This is a genomic window from Lactonifactor sp. BIOML-A5 (assembly GCF_009677585.1).
GTDB lineage: Bacteria > Bacillota > Clostridia > Lachnospirales > Lachnospiraceae > Lactonifactor.
Window position 1 is genome coordinate 81,917 of record NZ_WKYV01000004.1, and the last position, 19,278, is coordinate 101,194.

At 46.8% G+C, this 19,278-nt stretch carries 14 protein-coding genes; 13 read left to right on the forward strand and 1 reads right to left on the reverse strand.

All coding sequences use genetic code 11. From position 1 onward, the window contains the following. Positions 1 to 29: 29 nt before the first annotated feature. Positions 30 to 1,502, reverse strand: a complete 1,473-nt coding sequence (locus GKG41_RS04125; protein WP_173015493.1) for a GntR family transcriptional regulator — start codon at positions 1,500 to 1,502, stop codon at positions 30 to 32. Positions 1,503 to 1,662: 160 nt separating this feature from the next. On the opposite strand from GKG41_RS04125, the gene GKG41_RS04130 reads away from it, so the two are divergent. From GKG41_RS04130 to GKG41_RS04190, 13 genes are all read left to right on the forward strand, one after another. Next, positions 1,663 to 3,222, forward strand: a complete 1,560-nt coding sequence (locus GKG41_RS04130) for an HD domain-containing phosphohydrolase (protein WP_154257286.1) — start codon at positions 1,663 to 1,665, stop codon at positions 3,220 to 3,222. Positions 3,223 to 3,321: 99 nt separating this feature from the next. Continuing rightward, a complete protein-coding gene (locus GKG41_RS04135; protein ID WP_154257288.1) occupies positions 3,322 to 5,724 on the forward strand; it encodes a response regulator in 2,403 nt (800 codons plus the stop codon). Between the two features lie 240 nt (positions 5,725 to 5,964). Continuing rightward, positions 5,965 to 7,962, forward strand: coding sequence for an excinuclease ABC subunit UvrB (gene uvrB, locus GKG41_RS04140; RefSeq protein WP_154257429.1), 1,998 nt, complete (start codon positions 5,965 to 5,967; stop codon positions 7,960 to 7,962). A 263-nt stretch (positions 7,963 to 8,225) separates the two neighbouring features. After that, on the forward strand, positions 8,226 to 9,671 hold the full coding sequence (locus tag GKG41_RS04145) for a sodium:solute symporter family protein (RefSeq protein WP_154257290.1): 1,446 nt from the start codon (positions 8,226 to 8,228) through the stop codon (positions 9,669 to 9,671). 86 nt (positions 9,672 to 9,757) lie between these two features. Beyond that, positions 9,758 to 10,741: an NAD(P)-dependent oxidoreductase gene (locus GKG41_RS04150; RefSeq protein ID WP_154257292.1), complete on the forward strand. Its 984-nt coding sequence runs from the start codon at positions 9,758 to 9,760 to the stop codon at positions 10,739 to 10,741. Between the two features lie 226 nt (positions 10,742 to 10,967). Next, complete coding sequence (hrcA, locus tag GKG41_RS04155) at positions 10,968 to 12,005, forward strand: heat-inducible transcriptional repressor HrcA (RefSeq protein ID WP_154257294.1); 1,038 nt, start codon at positions 10,968 to 10,970, stop codon at positions 12,003 to 12,005. A gap of 13 nt (positions 12,006 to 12,018) precedes the next feature. Further along, complete coding sequence (grpE, locus tag GKG41_RS04160) at positions 12,019 to 12,678, forward strand: nucleotide exchange factor GrpE (protein ID WP_154257296.1); 660 nt, start codon at positions 12,019 to 12,021, stop codon at positions 12,676 to 12,678. 73 nt (positions 12,679 to 12,751) lie between these two features. Beyond that, on the forward strand, positions 12,752 to 14,617 hold the full coding sequence (gene dnaK, locus GKG41_RS04165; protein ID WP_154257298.1) for a molecular chaperone DnaK: 1,866 nt from the start codon (positions 12,752 to 12,754) through the stop codon (positions 14,615 to 14,617). 128 nt (positions 14,618 to 14,745) lie between these two features. After that, positions 14,746 to 15,909 (forward strand): molecular chaperone DnaJ, encoded by a 1,164-nt coding sequence (gene dnaJ, locus GKG41_RS04170; protein ID WP_154257300.1) that lies wholly within the window; start codon positions 14,746 to 14,748, stop codon positions 15,907 to 15,909. A gap of 119 nt (positions 15,910 to 16,028) precedes the next feature. Next, on the forward strand, positions 16,029 to 16,418 hold the full coding sequence (locus tag GKG41_RS04175) for a VOC family protein (protein WP_154257301.1): 390 nt from the start codon (positions 16,029 to 16,031) through the stop codon (positions 16,416 to 16,418). A gap of 125 nt (positions 16,419 to 16,543) precedes the next feature. Next, positions 16,544 to 17,464 carry an AEC family transporter gene (locus tag GKG41_RS04180; protein ID WP_154257303.1) on the forward strand — a complete coding sequence of 307 codons (921 nt, stop codon included), beginning with the start codon at positions 16,544 to 16,546 and terminating at the stop codon, positions 17,462 to 17,464. A 79-nt stretch (positions 17,465 to 17,543) separates the two neighbouring features. Continuing rightward, complete coding sequence (prmA, locus tag GKG41_RS04185) at positions 17,544 to 18,497, forward strand: 50S ribosomal protein L11 methyltransferase (protein ID WP_154257305.1); 954 nt, start codon at positions 17,544 to 17,546, stop codon at positions 18,495 to 18,497. Positions 18,498 to 18,505: 8 nt separating this feature from the next. Beyond that, the gene (locus GKG41_RS04190; protein ID WP_154257307.1) at positions 18,506 to 19,270 is read left to right on the forward strand and encodes a 16S rRNA (uracil(1498)-N(3))-methyltransferase; all 765 of its coding nucleotides are present in this window, start codon (positions 18,506 to 18,508) and stop codon (positions 19,268 to 19,270) included. The last annotated feature ends 8 nt before the right edge of the window (positions 19,271 to 19,278 follow it).

Below are 19,278 nucleotides of genomic sequence, written 5' to 3' on the forward strand. Positions count from 1 at the left end.
GCAATGACAGGACCTCATTCCTTTTTTTGCTAAAGGGGAATGGGGAGAAAATCTGTACCCGAGGGCAGCTGGGCGATGACAAAATGGATATCCCGGTAAATCTGCAAAAAGGCTTTTTCCAGTGCGGCGGGCAAAGCGGAAGAATCCTTTTCCCGGAGGGCCTTCACCACATCACGCATAAGGGCCTGCAGCTTCTCCTGAGGCGCATAGTAAGAGGCATCCGCTGCATACAGATAATAGCCCCACAGGAGCAGCTCATTCAGCTGAGAATAGATGTTGCTCAGAGAGTGGCAGGGAGCAAACTGTATCATATAATCCATAAGGAGCTGAACCGAACGGGGATTGAGACTGTGGAGAGAGGCAGAGAATAACTTTTCTTCTGCCCTGTGCAGCCATTCCTCTGTGACAGGGGTGAAGGATTTTGCGCAGATTCCTGCAGACAGAGCCATAATCTGGATGGCATCCATACAGAGAGCCAGTCTTTGCTGGATCAGAGGATCGCTGAAATCGAAAGAGGCAGGGGAGATGCTGCCCTGAATCTCTCCTGTCACCAGAATAGTTCCTTTTTTAGCTTTTGTTTCAGCAATTCCCAGCATATTCAGCAGAGCAATGCTGCGGCATACAGTCTCCTTCATCAGCCCGTATTCTTCCATCAGTCTGGGAATGGAAGGGAGATATTTCTTCCCTTCAAACTCCCCTCCCGCAATCCGCCGAAGAATAGACATGGCCAGGCGTATATAAAGTTCAGAATGGCCTTTGGTCCGGAACCAGCGGATATCTGCCTTCCGCGGGACCGGGGCAGGAATCGCGCGGCTAAGTTCCTCAAGATAACCGTCTATGGTACTCTGGGTTTTACAGTAAAAGTCCAGAATACTATCATAAAACGCGTCATACTGTTTCCGGAGGATTCTGTTTAATGCTGTCTCCAGCCAGGCTTTTACCCTGCTCTCAGCTTGATAGGAGGGAGCTTTTACCCCGGGATAAGGAATATAGGGCACATCCAGATAACTCTCAGCATCCAGTTGCAGATCCTGAATCAGAAGGTTGTTAAAGGGCTTGAGTACAGCCCTGAAAAAAAGATTGGCCTGCCGATAAAGGGCAGAGAGCTCCATGTGACCGGCAATACCGTCTATGGCGTCCCGCATGATTGTAAATTCGGTCTCCTGACAGAGTCTGGCACCCTCCCGATAGAGGGCCGGAAGAAGAAGGCCAAGTCCGCAAAATGCATCATTCACTCCGTCCCTGCGTTCTAACAGGGCGGCAATGCAGGACTCTGCTGATGCGCGGTAGGCAGAAACTGCCGGCCGTCCGGTAACAGTACGGATATATCCGCTGTGTTCCAGCATCTTCATGACTTTCCGGATTGTGGTGATCCCTACATTGAACTGCCGGCAAAGCTGCTGCTGGGAAGGCATAGTCTGTCCTTCGGGATAGACACCGCATTCAAACTGAGTGACAAAGGAGCGATAAAGATATTCGTACTGGTGTAAATTCTGACGCAATTGGCGCTTTCTCCTTTCGAAAAAATGTATTAATAAAATAAGTATATCAACTTTGGTGTTCAGCTTCAACTTGCTTTTTACAGTTACCTGCGATAAAATATACCTATAGCCTATATGGGAAAGATGCGGCCTGAGGTAAGCGGCAGGAGGTGATGGGGAAATGAAAAAGCGAAACTGCATTTTGATTGTGGATGATGCAGAGATGAACCGCGCCATGCTGGCAGATATGCTGTCCGGGGAATATGATATCCTTGAGGCGTCTAACGGGAAAAAAGCAATCGAGATAATGCAGCGGCAGCTGTTTAAAATTTCCCTGATTTTGCTGGACATTATTATGCCTGTGATGGATGGGTTTGAAGTGCTGTCGATTATGAACAAATATGGCTGGCTGAACCGTATTCCTGTTATTACTATATCGTCAGAGACTTCATCTACCTACATTGATCATGCATATGATTTGGGGGCAACAGACTATATCAGTAGGCCCTTTGACGAGAAAACTGTACAGCGGAGGGTGCAGAACACAATAGTGCTGTATTCCAAACAAAAGGTTCTGGAAGGAATGGTGGCGGATCAGATTGCAGAAAAGGAAAAGAATAACTTCCTGATGGTAGAGATTCTTTCAAATATTGTGGAATTCAGAAATGGGGAGAGCGGCCTTCATGTGCTCCATATTCGGGTTCTCACTGAGATATTCTTTCGAAAGCTGCAGGAGATTACTGGACAGTATCCCATGACAGTTTCCAGAATGGCATTGATTGTAAATGCTTCTGCGCTGCATGATGTGGGAAAGATATCTATTCCGGAAGAGATTTTGAATAAACCGGGGAAGCTCACCCCAGAGGAATTTAAGATTATGAAGACACACAGTATACAGGGGGCCCTCATTATGGAAGACGCACTCTCACGGCATCATGAAGAACTGCTTAATCTGGCCTATAATATCTGTCGCTGGCACCATGAGAGGTATGACGGAGGGGGATATCCGGACGGGCTGAAAGGAGACGATATTCCCATAGAAGCTCAAGTGGTTGCTCTGGCAGATGTGTATGACGCACTAACCAGCATGCGTGTATATAAACCGGCTTACTCTCACGACACAGCTATGCAGATGATACTAAAGGGTGAGTGCGGAGCCTTTCATCCGCTTCTTATGCAGTGCCTGGAAGCAGTCGGTCCGTATTTGGAGGAAGAGTTGAAGATCCGCTCTATGAATCCTGTATCAGAAGAAAATTTACAGCATTTATCAAACCAGATTATAGCGGACGGCCAGGTTTCCGAACGCACCCTTACGCTGCTGGAGCAGGAACGGGTAAAGTATCAGTTTTTTGCTTCTATGTCTAAGGAGATTCAGTTTGAGTATAATTATAGCATCGACGTTCTCACCATGTCAGAGTGGGGAGGAAGCCAGCTTGGACTGCCTATTCTCATAGAGCATCCCGGACAAAATGAGGTACTGCACAAGGTGTTCTCTCAGAAAGATTACATGGACCTGCAGAGAAAGCTGAGGAAAGCTACAGAGGAAAATCCAATTGTAAGTGGTGTATACTGTCTTTGCATAAAAGGAAATCACCGGTGGTTTAAGGCTACGGCCCGCCCTTTGTGGGAAGGGGAAGGACAGGATGGGATCTCAGGTATCATTGGAAAGTTTGTGGATGTTCATGAGGAACAGCTAAAGCTTGACAAGCTGAAAAGAAATGCAGAACGGGATGGAATATAACAGACTGTTTCACTGTGCAGACCAGGCGCTGTATGCGGCGAAAAGGGATGGAAAGAACCGGTTTACTTTTTATGGATCATGAAAGCGGAGGATAGGAACATGGATAAACAGAAAAGTAGTGCAGGGCAGATTGGATATGAATATGATACACTGATGAATCTTCTCCATGTCAGCGTCAGTAAACATCTGCTGGATGATCATTTCACACTGGTTTGGGCAAATGACTTTTATTATGAATTGATTGGTTATACAAAGGAAGAGTATCTGGCGATTTATCATAATCTGTGTGATACGTATTATATGAATGACGATTTGGGGATACATGATGAGGAACTGTGGAACCAGCTGGGGGCTGAGGTGATCCGCACGCTGAATGCCGGGGAGAACGGCTATACCATGGTAGCGCAGATGCGTCGCAGGAGTGGAGAATATATATGGGTCCGTATGTCGGCGAGGTTTACGGATGAGTATATTGACGGGTACCGGGTGTCCTATACGGCCATGATGGATGTCAGTGACATGATGCGAATGGAGCAGGAGCAGTCCGTTACCTATGATAATCTGCCTGGTTTTATTGCAAAATACAAAGTGGGCAAGATGCTTGATTTTACACTGCTTGACGGCAACGACCGTTTCTTTGAGTTTTTTGGGAAAGAGAGCTGGAAGAATATGGAGTACCCTCTGTTCCGGGACAATGTGCTGCGCAATCAGTCGGTATTTGAAGAGCACCGGGAGGCGCTTCTGAAGGGGGAGCAGGTTCATTTTACTGTACATATGAGCGATCAGAGAGGTCAGGATGCCTGGCTGCAGATTAATGGGTCCTGTGTGGGACACCAGGAGGGGGATCCGGTATATCTTGTAATCTACATTGATATTACCAACGAGACGGAGCTCCGGCAGATGCAGAGGCAGCTGGAGGCCCAGGCCAAAAGGCTGCGCAGCGCTCTGAAAGAGGCTGAAGAGGCTAACCGGGCAAAATCAGATTTTCTGTCCCGGATGAGCCACGACATCCGTACTCCCATGAATGCAATTCTTGGAATGAAGGATATTGCGGTTTCCCATATGGAGGATCCGGATAAAGTAAAAGACTGCCTAAAAAAAATCGGCCTTTCGGGACAGCACCTGCTGGGCCTTATCAATGACGTGCTGGATATGTCCAAAATTGAGAGCGGGGAGATGGCTCTTAGGGATGATGTGGTATCCCTGCCGGAGGTACTTGAAAATATTGTAACCATTATGCAGCCCCAGTTTAAAGAAAAAGATCAAAAGTTTTCTATCCGTCTCCAGTGTGTGATTCACGAACTCTTTTTAAGCGATTCCCTCAGGCTGCGGCAAATATTTTTAAATATACTTTCCAATGCATGTAAGTTTACTCCTCCGGGAGGAAGCATCACCATGGACGTGGCAGAGGGCGGTACAGAAGGGAGAATCACTCACTTTGTATTTACAATTACGGATACAGGAATTGGTATGCAGCCAGAATTTATGGAACATCTTTTCACCGCCTTCAGCCGGGAGAGAGACAGCAGAGTGGATAAGACAGAAGGAACCGGACTTGGGATGGCCATAACAAAAAAGATAGTAGAACTGCTGGAGGGAACCATTGAAGTGGAGAGTGAACCGGGGAAAGGGTCGGTTTTTAGAGTTTATCTACCATTGAAAATCGAGGAATCTCCAAAACTTGACGCTTCTTTCCCGGATTTAAAAGTTATTGTGGCGGATGATGATGCGGTTATGTGCGAATACACTGCAGAGATGCTTCGGAACATCGGTATCTATGCAGACTGGGTGGACAGTGGTGAGCAGGCCGTAGCAAAGGTGTTGGAAGCACAGAAAAAGGGGGAGGCATATGACGCCATTCTCCTGGACTGGAAGATGCCCGGGCAGGACGGACTTGAGACTACCCGCCGGCTGCGGGAGGTCAGTAAGGGTAAGCTGCCTATATTGATTATCTCTGCTTATGACTGGAACGACATAGAACAGGAAGCTAAAATGGCAGGCGTAAGCGGATTTCTTCAGAAGCCTATCTTTGCGTCCACTCTGATCCGGGGGCTGCGGCAGTATATTCTGGGAGAGTCAACGGATGGGGAGCGAAGTGAATCAGAGCATATATCTGACTTTGAAGGCAGGCATTTTCTTCTGGTGGAGGATAATGCCCTGAACCGGGAGGTAGCCCAGGAACTGCTGGGGGATATGGGAGCGGTGATTGACACTGCCTGTGACGGCCTCCAGGGGGTTGAGGCTTTTGCAGCTTCAGAAGAAGGCTTCTATGACATTCTTCTTATGGATATTCAGATGCCCGTGATGGATGGCTATACGGCTGCCCGGACGATAAGGACTCTGAACCGTGCGGATGCCGGGACAGTGCCCATTCTGGCAATGACAGCAGATGCCTTTGCCGAAGATATCCAGGCAGCAAAGGATGCCGGTATGGATGGTCATCTGGCCAAGCCTCTGGACGGTGTTACACTGAAGCGTGAGATTAGCAAATACCTTAGTTGACATCAGAAAACAGGTATTTTATACAGATGCAGGAATGAAAGAACAAATGTTCCGCTGCTGCCTATACTTTTCTATTGGTCTATGTTATAATTTTTAAAGTATAATATCCACCAGGCTTTATCTGGCGCAGCAATATATCTAGGAAAAGATTTTGTGATCTTCATTTCACGGAGGTAAAAATACAGTATGGTTAAACAAAGGCACTCCCAAGACGCTTCGCTGCTTGCTCATGAAACCGGCATGAGGGGCGATATTGGTTTCAAATTACACTCGGAATATCAGCCAACCGGCGACCAGCCCCAGGCTATAAGACAACTGGTCCAGGGATTCAAAGAAGGCAATCAATGCCAGACCTTACTGGGGGTAACAGGTTCCGGAAAGACATTTACCATGGCGAATGTCATCCAGCAGATTCAAAAGCCGACCCTCATTATTGCTCACAATAAAACCCTTGCCGCTCAGCTCTACGGCGAGTTTAAGGAGTTCTTTCCGGAGAACGCGGTAGAGTACTTTGTATCCTATTACGACTATTATCAGCCGGAGGCCTACGTTCCATCCTCTGACACTTATATAGCAAAAGATTCCGCTATCAACGATGAGATTGACAAGCTCCGTCTCTCTGCCACTGCCGCTTTAAGTGAGCGGAGAGATGTCATTATCGTATCCAGTGTGTCCTGTATCTATGGGATCGGAAGTCCCAAGGATTACCAGAATATGATAATCTCCCTCCGGCCCGGTATGGAGCGGGACAGGGATGAGGTGATCCGCAGGCTCATTGACATTCAGTATGACAGAAATGACATGGATTTCCACCGGGGGACCTTCCGGGTAAGGGGGGATGTGCTGGAGATATTTCCTGCAGATTACTCAGAGCTGGCGGTCAGGGTGGAATTTTTCGGGGATGAGATCGATCGGATTACAGAGGTGGATACCCTCACCGGAGAGATTAAGAATGTTTTAAACCATATTGCCATCTTTCCGGCCTCTCACTATGTGGTTCCCATGGAACGGATTCTGGAGGCGGCAACGAATATTGAGGAGGAATTACAGGAGAGGGTGGCCTATTTTAAGAGTGAAGATAAACTGTTAGAGGCCCAGAGAATCTCAGAGAGGACAAATTTCGACATTGAAATGATGAAAGAGACCGGCTTCTGTTCAGGGATAGAGAACTATTCACGCCATTTATCCGGACTTGCTCCGGGACAGCCGCCCTATACCCTGGTTGATTATTTTGGAGACGACTTCCTTATCATTGTAGACGAGTCTCACAAAACGGTTCCCCAGATCCGCGGAATGTATGCCGGAGATCAGTCCAGAAAAGGAACTTTGGTGGACTATGGTTTCCGCCTTCCCTCAGCAAAGGATAACCGTCCTCTTAACTTTGAAGAGTTTGAAAGCAAAATTGATCAGATTTTGTTTGTCTCTGCTACCCCCGGGGAGTATGAGGAGGAGCATGAACTGCTCCGGGCAGAACAGATTATCCGTCCTACGGGCCTGCTGGATCCGAAGGTAGAGGTAAGACCTGTGGAGGGACAGATTGATGACCTGGTAGGAGAGGTGAACCAGGAAGTGGAGAAGGGCAACAAAATCCTCATTACGACGCTTACAAAGCGTATGGCCGAGGATCTCACGGAGTATATGAAGGAGCTGGGCATACGTGTCAAATATCTTCATTCTGACATTGACACTCTGGAGCGCACGGAGATTATCCGGGATATGCGCCTGAATGTATTCGATGTGCTGGTGGGAATCAACCTTCTGAGAGAGGGTCTGGATATTCCGGAAATTACTCTGGTAGCTATCCTGGATGCAGATAAAGAAGGGTTCCTCCGTTCTGAGACCTCCCTGATTCAGACCATAGGGCGTGCGGCCCGTAACGCGGACGGCCATGTAATTATGTACGCTGATGTCATAACGGATTCCATGCGGATGGCTATTGATGAGACAGAGCGCAGAAGAGCCATACAGGAGGAGTACAACAGGGAGCATAATATCACGCCCCAAACCATAAAGAAGGCCGTCAGGGATTTGATAAGTATCTCTCAGAATGTAGCTGAAACAGAGGATAAATTAATGAAAGATCCGGAGTCCATGAGCAGGGAAGAACTGGAGAAACTGATAGGTGAGATACAAAAGCAGATGAGAAAAGCTGCGGCAGATCTGAACTTTGAGGCAGCGGCGGAACTTCGGGATAAGATGATCGAACTTAAAAAATCTCTGGAGGAATTGGACGACTGACTCTGGTGAGAAGGATAATTTTTGCTATTGTTCTGTTATACAGAACAATAGCTTTTATTTCATAAAGAATAGAAAAAGTGTGGTAAAAATTGATAAAAATATATCACATATACGGGAAATATCCATTAAAGTGCACAATTGTATTTACTTTTGTACATGGCTGTGATAAGCTATTGGTAACGAATTGTACCACAAATGTGTGAAATATCTAACGATTTTTTGTGGGGCATTACAAAATATACTACATATTGGGAGGCGGTATTATGACTTACTTGGACATTGGAATTATTGTCGCTTATCTTGTGGGAATGCTGTTAATCGGTATTTATGCAAGCAAAAAACAGAAAGGAATTGATGATTACTATGTTGCCGGAAGGAATGTGGGCGCATTTTCTCTCATGTGCTTATGGATGTCAGCCTGGATTGGAGGAGCATCTGTCATGGGAACCTCATCCAGAGCCTACGAAATGGGAATTACGGCAATCTGGTATGTGGGCATTATTGCTGTAGGCATAATTGTTTTTGCCTTTGTTATGGTGAAACCTATCAAACGGCTGGGAGATAAACTGAATAACCTGACTTTCCCGGACTTTATTGAGAACAGATATGATTCAAAAACACGGGCGGCAACCACGGTAACCACGATCCTGGCGTATATTGCCTATACAGGCAGCCAGTTCGTGGCCGGAGCCAGTATCCTCAATGTGCTTACCGGTTGGAGCCTGCCGATCTGTTTTATTGTGACAACTTTTGTTATTGTACTGTACACTTCCATCGGAGGCTTTCTGGCGGTAACCTATACGGACCTTGCACAGATGATTCTGCTGTTCGGGGGGATCGTATTGCTGGGAGTGCCCCTGGCCATGCACCATGTGAGCACAAACGAATTGTCCTTCTCTACGCTGCCTGCATCTTATTTTGACTTGGGTACCTGGGGATGGCCTACGATTATTGCGCTGGGCATCTCAACTATTTTTTCTTTCTTTACCTCTATGGACAGCTATACCAAGTGTTTTGCTGCAAAAGATGAGAAAGCTGCCAAGAGAGGAACACTGATGGCGGCAGCCTGTGTGATTGTTATTGCGCTGTCTTCCACCTATCTGGGACTCACTGCAAAGCTGGTACTTCCGGATCTTGCCTCCAGCTCCAACAGCTTGGCGGCACTGGTCGTAGAGATTTTCCCTGCAGGGGTAAGGGGCCTGGTGCTGGTAGGCATCCTGGCGGCCATTATGTCTACAGGAGATGTGTGTGTGCTGACTGCATCTGCAAATATTACAAGAGATATCTATCAGCGGTATATAAATCCTAAAGTAGAAGAAAAGAAGCTCCTGGTGATGGGAATTGCCAGCTCTTTCTTCATTGGCATAATCAGTGCTGTTTTTGCCTGGTTTAACCAGGACATCATTGATGCCTTGTTTATAGCATTTACCATTAACTCCGCTGGACTATTCCTGCCCACGGTATGCGGGCTGTTCTGGAAACGCTCAAGCTCTAAGGGTGCCTTCCTGTCTGTATTATCTTCGCTGATTATTGTGGTTATATGGTACATAGGCGGCATGGTGAGCAGCAGTCCTATTTTCCAGATTGAAGCACTCTGGCCGGCGTTCGGGATCTCCGCGGTTATATATCTGACGGTATGCTTAACCGGAAAACAAAGTCCTGAGGAAATACAGAAGGCGGAAGCTTTTATAGCAGCTAAAAATGGCTAATCTAAAATTATATAAAGAAATGTATCAAAAACGGGGGAAGGAAGGCTTGCAGCCTTCCTTTCCGACCCTTGAAAGGAGTGGGGAGAATGAAACTGGTATTGGCAGAATATCCAGAATCCAGAGACAGGAGTATCGAGGTGGAAAAAAGATACCTGCCGCCGGATACGGAGATTTCCTATGCGGTGGTAGATGAGGGGAACATGGAATCCTACTATGCAGCTTTGGAGGAGGCAGATGCTGTTCTGACCGGATTTGCGCCCCTGGATGAAACCGCAATTGACCGGATGAAGCACTGCAGGATTATTTCCGTGCAGGCAACCGGATGGAATTTCGTGGCTGATGCGTATGCTGCAAAAAAAGGAATTGCTGTGTGCGCTGTGGGGGAATACTGCACCCAGGAGGTGGCGGACCATACCATGGCTCTGATGCTGGGTGTGTGCAGGCTTATCCCCTATCATATGCGCAGAGTCAATCGGGATCATGTGTGGGAGATTGAGTCGCTCAAGGACAGGAAGGTACAGAGATTCGGAGCCAAAACACTGGGAATCGTAGGATTTGGAAAGATTGGGCGGGCTGTGGCTGTCCGGGCCCGTGCCTTCGGAATGAAGGTAATTGCCCATGATCCCTATATCAGTGAGGAAACAGCAGAGATACAGGGGGTAGAGCTGGTAAGCATAGACCGAATTTTGGAGGAGGCAGATGTGATTTCCATTCACATGAATCTTACCAGCGAGAATGAAAACTATTTTAATAAAGAAAAGTTTGATAAGATGAAGCGTCAGCCTTATATTATTAACATGGCCCGCGGGGCAATGATTAATGAGGAAGATCTGGCAGATGCCCTGGATCGCCAGGTGGTATCCGGCGCCGGACTTGATGTTTTGTACAGTGAATCACCAGAACTAGGGACAAGTAAGCTCATTAACAGGGAAAACGTGATCATTACTCCCCACTGCGGTTTCTATTCCGACGATGCCATTGAGGCGTGTGAGAGAATTTCTGTTCAGAACATTACCTATTATATGAAAGGGGAGAAGGAGAAAGTATTTAAGATAGTAAATGGAATCTGAGGCGGTGATACCAGAAAAAGAAGCGCAGAACAGCCGGCCGGAAAATGCAGAACAGGCATTTTCCGGCCGGCTGCGTTTTTCCCATGGTGTACAGCTTTTGTCCCGAAACAAGTATAAAATAATTATAAACCACTTGACAAACTAAAGTCTCAGTGCTATCTTAAAACCATAGGTATTAGCACTCCACACAAACGAGTGCTAACAACTAAAAGAAAGGAGCGAAGATATGGGTAGCGATCTGGATGAGAGAAAACTAAAAATCTTGAAAGCAATCATTAAAACTTATCTGGACACCGGCGAACCAGTGGGGTCGCGTACGATTTCCAAGTACACAGACCTGAATCTGAGCTCTGCAACGATTAGAAATGAAATGTCAGATTTGGAAGAGCTTGGTTATATTTTACAGCCCCATACCTCGGCTGGCAGGATTCCATCGGACAAAGGCTATCGTCTCTATGTAGATGAGCTGATGCAGGAGAAGGAGGACGAGATTTCCGAGATAAAAGGGATGATGATTGAGAAGACCGACAGGATGGAAAAGGTTCTGCAGCAGGTAGTTAAAGTGCTGGCATCTAATACAAATTATGCAACTATGATTTCTACTCCCAGTTATCATCAGAACAAGTTAAAGTTTATCCAGCTGTCCAGAGTGGGTGATATGCAGCTGCTGGCAGTTGTGGTGGTAGAAGGGAATATTGTAAAGAATCAGATCCTTGACCTGGAAGAGCCTATGGATGAGGAAACAGTTCTGAAGCTTAATCTTCTCTTGAATACGCAGCTAAATGGCCTGACCATTGACGAAATCAATCTGGGTATGATTCTTGCCATGAAAGAACAGGCAGGCATACACAGCGATGTGGTGGGAAGCGTTATTGATGCTGTGGCCAGTGCAATCCGTTCCGACGAGGATGAAGTTCAGGTTTACACAAGCGGAGCTACAAATATCTTCAAGTATCCGGAGTTAAGCGACAGTACAAAGGCCAGTGAGCTTATCTCTACATTTGAGGAAAAACAGGCACTGGTTGAGCTTGTTAAGGAAAGTATGTCAGGTGAGGAGAATACAGGTATTCAGGTATATATCGGCAACGAAACACCCATACAGACCATGAAAGACTGCAGCGTGGTGACCGCCACCTACGAATTAGGAGAGGGAATGCGGGGCACCATAGGGATTATCGGACCCAAGCGGATGGACTACGAGAATGTAGTAGATAATCTGAAAACGTTGAAGGTGCAATTAGATAATATATTTAAAAAAACATAGAAAGGCGGTATAGATGGTGGCAGAGGAAAAACAGACGGTTGAGGAAGAAATAACAGAGAAAGAAGCGATGGAACAGACGGCAGAAGCCCAGGAGGATGATATTCAGGAAAGCCCGGGAGATACGGCGGAGGGGACAGAAGAAGACACCGGAGAATGCGGCCAGGAGGAGTCTGAAGAAGCCCGGGAGGCCTGTGAAGAAAAGGAAAAGAAAGGTCTTTTCGGAAAAAAGAAAAAGGACAAAAAAGATCAGAAAATAGAAGAGCTGACAGATCAGCTGAAACGCCAGATGGCGGAATTCGATAATTTCCGGAAACGTACGGATAAGGAGAAGTCAGCCATGTATGAGATCGGAGCAAAAGAGATAATTGAAAAGATGCTCCCGATTGTAGATAATTTTGAGAGAGGCCTGGGAGGAGTTCCTGAGGATAAAAAGGAAGATCCTTTTGTGGAGGGAATGAACAAAATCTACAAGCAGATGATGACAGCCTTTGAAGAATTAGGTGTGAAGCCTATAGAAGCAGTTGGCAGTGAGTTTGATCCCAATCTTCACAATGCAGTTATGCATGTAGACGATGAAGAGGCGGGAGAGAATGTGGTTGTGGAGGAATTCCAGAAGGGCTATTTATATAAAGAAAATGTGGTAAGACACAGTATGGTTAAAGTAGCAAACTAGATGCGCGAATAACGTATCTGGATTTATATATAAATAATTACAAATAAGACTTAGATTCAGGAGGGAATAAATTATGAGTAAAATCATTGGTATTGACTTAGGTACAACAAACAGCTGTGTAGGCGTAATGGAAGGCGGTAAGCCAGTAGTTGTTGCCAACGCAGAAGGAGCAAGAACGACACCATCTGTCGTAGCATTTACAAAAACAGGAGAGAGATTAGTAGGTGAACCCGCAAAGCGTCAGGCAGTTACCAATGCCGATAAAACCATTTCTTCTATTAAGAGACATATGGGAACTGACTTCAGGGTGACCATCGACGACAAGAAATACTCACCGCAGGAGATTTCTGCTATGATTCTGCAGAAGTTAAAGGCAGACGCAGAGAATTACCTGGGTGAAAAAGTAACGGAGGCAGTTATTACAGTTCCTGCATACTTCAATGATGCTCAGCGTCAGGCAACAAAAGACGCAGGTAAGATTGCAGGTCTTGATGTAAAACGTATTATCAACGAGCCGACTGCGGCAGCTCTGGCATATGGTCTTGACAACGAGAAAGAGCAGAAAATTATGGTATATGACCTGGGCGGCGGTACGTTTGATGTGTCTATTATAGAAATCGGCGACGGTGTTATTGAGGTTCTGTCCACAGCCGGCAACAACAAACTGGGCGGAGATGACTTTGACCAGATGGTAGCTGACTATATGATCAGTGAATTCAAAAAGGCAGAAGGTGTGGACTTGTCAAATGACAAGATGGCGCTCCAGAGAATTAAGGAAGCTGCAGAAAAGGCTAAAAAAGAGCTCTCCTCCGCAACCACTACCAACATTAACCTGCCGTTCATCACTGCTACCGCTGATGGACCGAAACATTTTGATATGAACCTTACAAGGGCTAAATTTGACGAACTGACACATGAGCTGGTGGAAAAGACGGCAGAGCCAGTGAGAAGAGCTCTTTCTGATGCCGGTCTGACCGCTTCTGAACTGGGTCAGGTGCTCCTGGTGGGCGGTTCCACACGTATTCCGGCGGTACAGGATAAAGTAAGACAGTTAACCGGCAAAGAGCCAAGCAAGACATTGAATCCGGACGAATGTGTAGCTCTGGGTGCTTCTGTTCAGGGCGGTAAGCTGGCAGGCGATGCAGGCGCAGGCGACATTCTTCTTCTGGATGTAACTCCGCTGTCACTTTCTATCGAAACAATGGGCGGCGTGGCTACCAGATTAATTGAGAGAAACACAACCATTCCTACAAAGAAGAGCCAGATCTTCTCAACCGCTGCAGACAATCAGACAGCTGTTGATATTAACGTAGTACAGGGAGAAAGACAGTTTGCGAAAGACAACAAATCTCTGGGACAGTTCAGACTGGATGGAATTCCTCCTGCAAGAAGAGGCGTGCCTCAGATTGAAGTTACCTTTGACATTGACGCAAACGGTATTGTAAATGTATCTGCTAAGGATCTGGGAACCGGAAAAGAACAGCATATCACCATTACTGCCGGTTCGAATATGTCAGACTCTGATATCGAAAAGGCCGTGAAAGAGGCTGCTGAGTTTGAGGCTCAGGATAAGAAGAGAAAAGAGGCAATTGATACAAAGAATGATGCCGATGCTTTTGTATTCCAGACAGAGAAAGCCCTGGAAGAAGCCGGTGATAAGATAGACGCGAATGATAAGACTGCTGTGGAGGCTGACTTAAATGCATTAAAAGAGCTTCTGGAGAAAACAAATGTGGAAGAGATGACAGAGGCCCAGGTTGCTGAAATTAAAGCAGGACAGGAAAAATTAATGCAGAGCGCTCAGAAATTATTTGCTAAGATGTACGAGCAGACGCAGCAGGCAGACGGAGCCCAGGCAGGCCCCGGACCAGACGCGGCAGGCGGAGAAGCCGGTTACGATGCGGATGATGTAGTTGACGGCGACTACAGAGAAGTATAATATGATATCAGGGTCAAAAGGTCATTTGACCCCAACATCATAATATAGATACGGGTAAGAGTGAGACACAGCGGGATCTGCGAGGACCTGCTGTGTCGCTTCAAGTCAGATAGAAGGGAAACATAAGTATGGCAGATAAGAGAGATTATTATGAGGTTCTGGGCGTGGACAAGGGGGCTGATGAGGCTACCATAAAAAGTGCGTACCGGAAGCTTGCCAAAAAATATCACCCGGATATGAACCCTGGAGACGCGGAAGCTGAAAAAAAGTTCAAGGAAGCCACAGAAGCCTATGGCGTTTTAAGTGATCCTGATAAAAGAAGACAGTATGATCAGTTTGGCCATGCTGCCTTTGATCAGGGAGCCGGCGGTGGCGGCGGATTCGGCGGTTTTGATTTTGGCGGCGGAGATATGGGAGATATCTTCGGAGATATTTTTGGAGATTTATTCGGCGGCGGACGGAGCAGAAGGCCCAATAACGGTCCCTCCAAAGGGGCAAATGTACGCGCTTCTGTGCGTATTACCTTTGAGGAGGCTGTATTTGGCTGTGAAAAAGAACTGGAATTAACCCTGAAGGATACTTGTTCAAAGTGCAGCGGCAGCGGCGCTAAGCCGGGAACTTCCCCTGAGACTTGTCCGAAATGTAACGGACAGGGGCAGATTGTGTATACGCAGCAGTCCATGTTCGGTATGGTCCGAAACGTACAGACGTGTCCGGAATGTAATGGTACGGGCAAGGTGATCAAAGAGAAATGTCCGGACTGCCGGGGAACGGGTTACATCGCAAACCGCAAGAAGATTCAGGTGTCTGTACCTGCGGGGATTGACAATGGGCAGAGCATTCGTATCCGTGAAAAAGGAGAACCAGGCAAGAACGGAGGTCCCAGAGGGGATCTGTTAGTGGAGGTACAGGTAAGTCGCCATCCTATCTTCCAGCGCCAGGATATGAACATCTTCTCTACCGCGCCTATCACCTACGCCCAGGCAGCCCTGGGAGGGGAAGTGCGCATCAGCACGGTAGACGGTGATATCATGTATGATGTGAAGCCGGGAACTCAAACCGATACGAAGGTGCGGTTAAAAGGAAAGGGAGTGCCATCTCTTAGGAATAAGTCTGTTCGGGGAGACCACTATGTTACGCTGGTGGTGCAGGTGCCTACCAAGCTCAATGAGGAGGCAAAAGAGGCTCTCCGCAAGTTTGACGAAGCCTGCGGCAATAAGCCTGCGGGAAAACCTGCGGAAAAGAAAAAGAAAGGCTTTATGGAAAAACTGAAAGAAAGTCTGGAAGAATAAATGCAGGGGTACAGTCTGACAGGCTGTACCTTTTTTCTGCTCGGAGATGGAATGCGGTCGTATTTTGTGTCTGATGGTGCTATAATAGTTCTATAGGTGAGCAGAAGGAGGTTTTATCCATGGCAAGAGAACTGAAAGGCGGCCATATCGGCCTGATGACAAATGATATGGAAGAGACGGTAAAATGGTACACCGAGACACTGGGGTTCCGGAAAACAGGGGAATTTGAAGCTCCTGACGGAGCTGCCATCTGCTTTATCCAGAATGGAGAGGTAATATATGAGCTAATCCAGCCCCCGGTTAAGCTTCCCCGGGAAGCCTGCAGTAAGGTGGATCATTACTGTTTTGATTCAAAAGACATCGAAAAGGATTATGAAGAGTGCAAAGAGAAAGGCTGCCGCTTTACCACAGACGGTATTATGGAGGCTCCATTCTGGGAAAAGGGGATCCGATTTTTTAAGATTGCCGGCGCGTCCGGAGAGGAATTGGAATTCTGCCAGATTTTATAAAAAAGATTTGACTTTTATATCTAAGGGAAGATATAATTAAATGCAGTATCAGAACTCTTATAAGACTTTATTGTGAAGTCTTTAGGAGTTCTTTTTATGGAGAGAATGCGGAAGGATATAAAAAAATGAGTTTTTCACTTGTACTTGGCCAGATGGTAATGATATTTATTCTTATGATGATAGGCTTTTTCTTTTTTAAGCAAAAGCTGGTGAGTGAGCAGGCTGCAAAGGATATTTCTGTGATGGTTGTAAATCTGTGCAGTCCTGTTCTTCTAATAAGCAGTGTTTCTAGGGAATCCTCTGTCACACAGCACAATGTAATCGTCTTTACCATTGTCACGGTTCTGTCTTTTGCCCTACTGATTCTTCTGGGACATTTAATATCTGCCCTTCTTTTGGTCCCAAAGCCGAGAAAAAGTGATTATATGATGATGACCATATTCGGCAACGTAGGGTTTATCGGTATCCCTGTTGTGTCCGGACTTCTGGGACAGGATGCCCTGATCTATGTGGCAATCTATAATCTGGCTTTTAATATTCTGATCTATACATACGGAATCTACGTTATCAGAAAGGATATGGAAGGCGAACAGGGTGGGTTCCGTCTGAAATCCTGTATTAATCCGGGTACCATAGCCAGCCTGATTACCATTATCATTTTCTGGTTTCATATACCGGTTCCCAATGTGGCAGCCCAGCTGCTGAACTATGCGGGGCAGCCTGCCACCTTTTTATCCCTGTTTGTGATTGGAACCTCCCTGGCGCAGATGAATCTGCGGGAGGTGGTTTCCGATGTAAGGCTTTTGTTGTTTACCCTTCTGCGCTTTGTGGCAGTGCCTATTATAGCGGTGCTGATCTCTAAGCTGGTGTTAAAGGATGAGATGATGCGGGGGGTACTGGCACTTATGATTGCCGTCCCGGTGGGAAATCTTCCGGCGATGCTGAACAAACAATTCGGGAAAGACGATTCTGTTGTAGCAAAAGGTATTGTCTATACTACTGTTCTGTCAGTTTTAACAATAACCGTAACCTGTATGTTCCTGTAAGAAAGGCTATACATTTGCCCTGTTTTATGATAAAACAGAAAGTAGGCGAAAAAAGTACGGATAAAGAAAGAGGTATTATATGAAATGGAATAAATTCACTGTAAAAACAACCACAGAGGCTGAAGATCTTGTCATCTCGGCGCTGGTAGATCTAGGGATTGAAGGGGTGGAGATTGAGGACAAGCAGCCGCTGACGGAAGAGGACAAACAGCGGATGTTTGTGGATATACTGCCTGACTTTCCGGAGGATGACGGGGTAGCGTATCTGAACTTTTATCTGGAGGAGGATGCGGACACAAGCTCTGTTCTGGAGCGTGTGAAGAGAGAACTGGAGGACATGCGTGCTTATACGGACATCGGAGAGGGAAGTATTGCCGCAAGCCAAACGGAAGATAAAGACTGGATAAATAACTGGAAGGAATATTTTAAACAGTTTTATGTGGATGATATTCTGATTATACCCTCCTGGGAGACGGTGAAGGAAGAGGACAAGGAGAGGCTTATCATTCACATCGATCCCGGGACTGCTTTTGGTACGGGAATGCACGAGACTACGCAGCTGTGTATCCGGCAGCTGAAAAAGTATGTGACAGAAGAGACGGAGCTTCTGGATGTGGGGACAGGCAGCGGTATTCTGTCCATTGTGGCACTGAAGCTGGGAGCCAAGGGTGCGGTAGGAACAGACCTGGATCCCTGTGCTGTGCCGGCAGTAGAAGAAAACAAAGAGGCAAATGATATCCCGGCAGACGCATTTACCATGATGATTGGGAATCTTATAGACGACAGGGCAATCCAGGATGCCGTAGGATACGAAAAATATGACATTGTCACGGCAAATATCCTGGCCGATGTGCTGGTGCCCCTGACCCCTGTTATTATAAACCAGATGAAGCAGGGAGGGATTTATATTACCTCGGGCATTATTGAGGACAAAGAAGCGGTTGTGGTAAATGCGGTGAAGGAAGCAGGCCTGGAAGTGCTGGAGGTAACCCGCCAGGGAGAGTGGGTATCCGTGACAGCCAGAAAGAATTAGGTGGGAATATGCATCGTTTTTTTGTTGAGCCTGAGCAAGTAGGCCGGGAGGAGATTACCATCATAGGAAATGATGTGAATCATATGAAAAATGTGCTCCGTATGAAGCCTGGAGAAATTATTGGGATCAGCGACGGTACCGGCATTGAGTATACCTGTGAGGTCCTTGCGCTGAACAAAGAGGTAAAGACTAAAATTCTTACATGCCTGGATGCAAGAAGAGAACTGCCGTCCAGAATCACGCTGTTCCAGGGGCTTCCAAAGTCTGACAAGATGGAATGGATCATTCAGAAAGCGGTAGAGCTGGGGGTATATGAGATAATTCCGATGACTACAAGAAACACGGTGGTCAAGCTGGATAAAAAGAAGGAAGAGAATAAGCGGAAGAGATGGCAGGCTATAGCAGAGAGTGCGGCCAAGCAGTCTAAACGGTTATATATCCCCCAGGTGGGAGCACTTATGTCTTTTTCCCAGGCAGTGAAAAGGGCCTGTGATATGGAGGTAAGGCTGATTCCCTATGAGCTGGCTGAGAATATGGCTGAGACAAGAGAGATCATTGCCGGAATACGTCCCGGCCAGAGGGTGGCTGTCTTTATCGGCCCGGAGGGAGGATTCGGGGAGGAAGAGATCGCCATGGCCATGGAGGCTGGGATTCGGCCTATTACCCTGGGAAAACGGATCCTGCGGACGGAAACAGCAGGAATTTCAGTATTGTCTGTTCTGATGTTTACCCTGGAAGGAGAACAGGCGGCAGCTGAAAAGAGCAGGGAATGACAGGACCG

What these genes read in the sequence shown, in the direction of transcription:
- hrcA (WP_154257294.1), top strand. Translation starts at nt 10,968, where the DNA reads ATGGGTAGCGATCTGGATGAGAGAAAACTAAAAATCTTGAAAGCAATC.
- grpE (WP_154257296.1), top strand. Translation starts at nt 12,019, where the DNA reads ATGGTGGCAGAGGAAAAACAGACGGTTGAGGAAGAAATAACAGAGAAA.
- GKG41_RS04180 (WP_154257303.1), top strand. Translation starts at nt 16,544, where the DNA reads ATGAGTTTTTCACTTGTACTTGGCCAGATGGTAATGATATTTATTCTT.
- GKG41_RS04145 (WP_154257290.1), top strand. Translation starts at nt 8,226, where the DNA reads ATGACTTACTTGGACATTGGAATTATTGTCGCTTATCTTGTGGGAATG.
- prmA (WP_154257305.1), top strand. Translation starts at nt 17,544, where the DNA reads ATGAAATGGAATAAATTCACTGTAAAAACAACCACAGAGGCTGAAGAT.
- GKG41_RS04150 (WP_154257292.1), top strand. Translation starts at nt 9,758, where the DNA reads ATGAAACTGGTATTGGCAGAATATCCAGAATCCAGAGACAGGAGTATC.
- uvrB (WP_154257429.1), top strand. Translation starts at nt 5,965, where the DNA reads ATGAGGGGCGATATTGGTTTCAAATTACACTCGGAATATCAGCCAACC.
- GKG41_RS04190 (WP_154257307.1), top strand. Translation starts at nt 18,506, where the DNA reads ATGCATCGTTTTTTTGTTGAGCCTGAGCAAGTAGGCCGGGAGGAGATT.
- GKG41_RS04130 (WP_154257286.1), top strand. Translation starts at nt 1,663, where the DNA reads ATGAAAAAGCGAAACTGCATTTTGATTGTGGATGATGCAGAGATGAAC.
- dnaJ (WP_154257300.1), top strand. Translation starts at nt 14,746, where the DNA reads ATGGCAGATAAGAGAGATTATTATGAGGTTCTGGGCGTGGACAAGGGG.
- GKG41_RS04175 (WP_154257301.1), top strand. Translation starts at nt 16,029, where the DNA reads ATGGCAAGAGAACTGAAAGGCGGCCATATCGGCCTGATGACAAATGAT.
- dnaK (WP_154257298.1), top strand. Translation starts at nt 12,752, where the DNA reads ATGAGTAAAATCATTGGTATTGACTTAGGTACAACAAACAGCTGTGTA.
- GKG41_RS04135 (WP_154257288.1), top strand. Translation starts at nt 3,322, where the DNA reads ATGGATAAACAGAAAAGTAGTGCAGGGCAGATTGGATATGAATATGAT.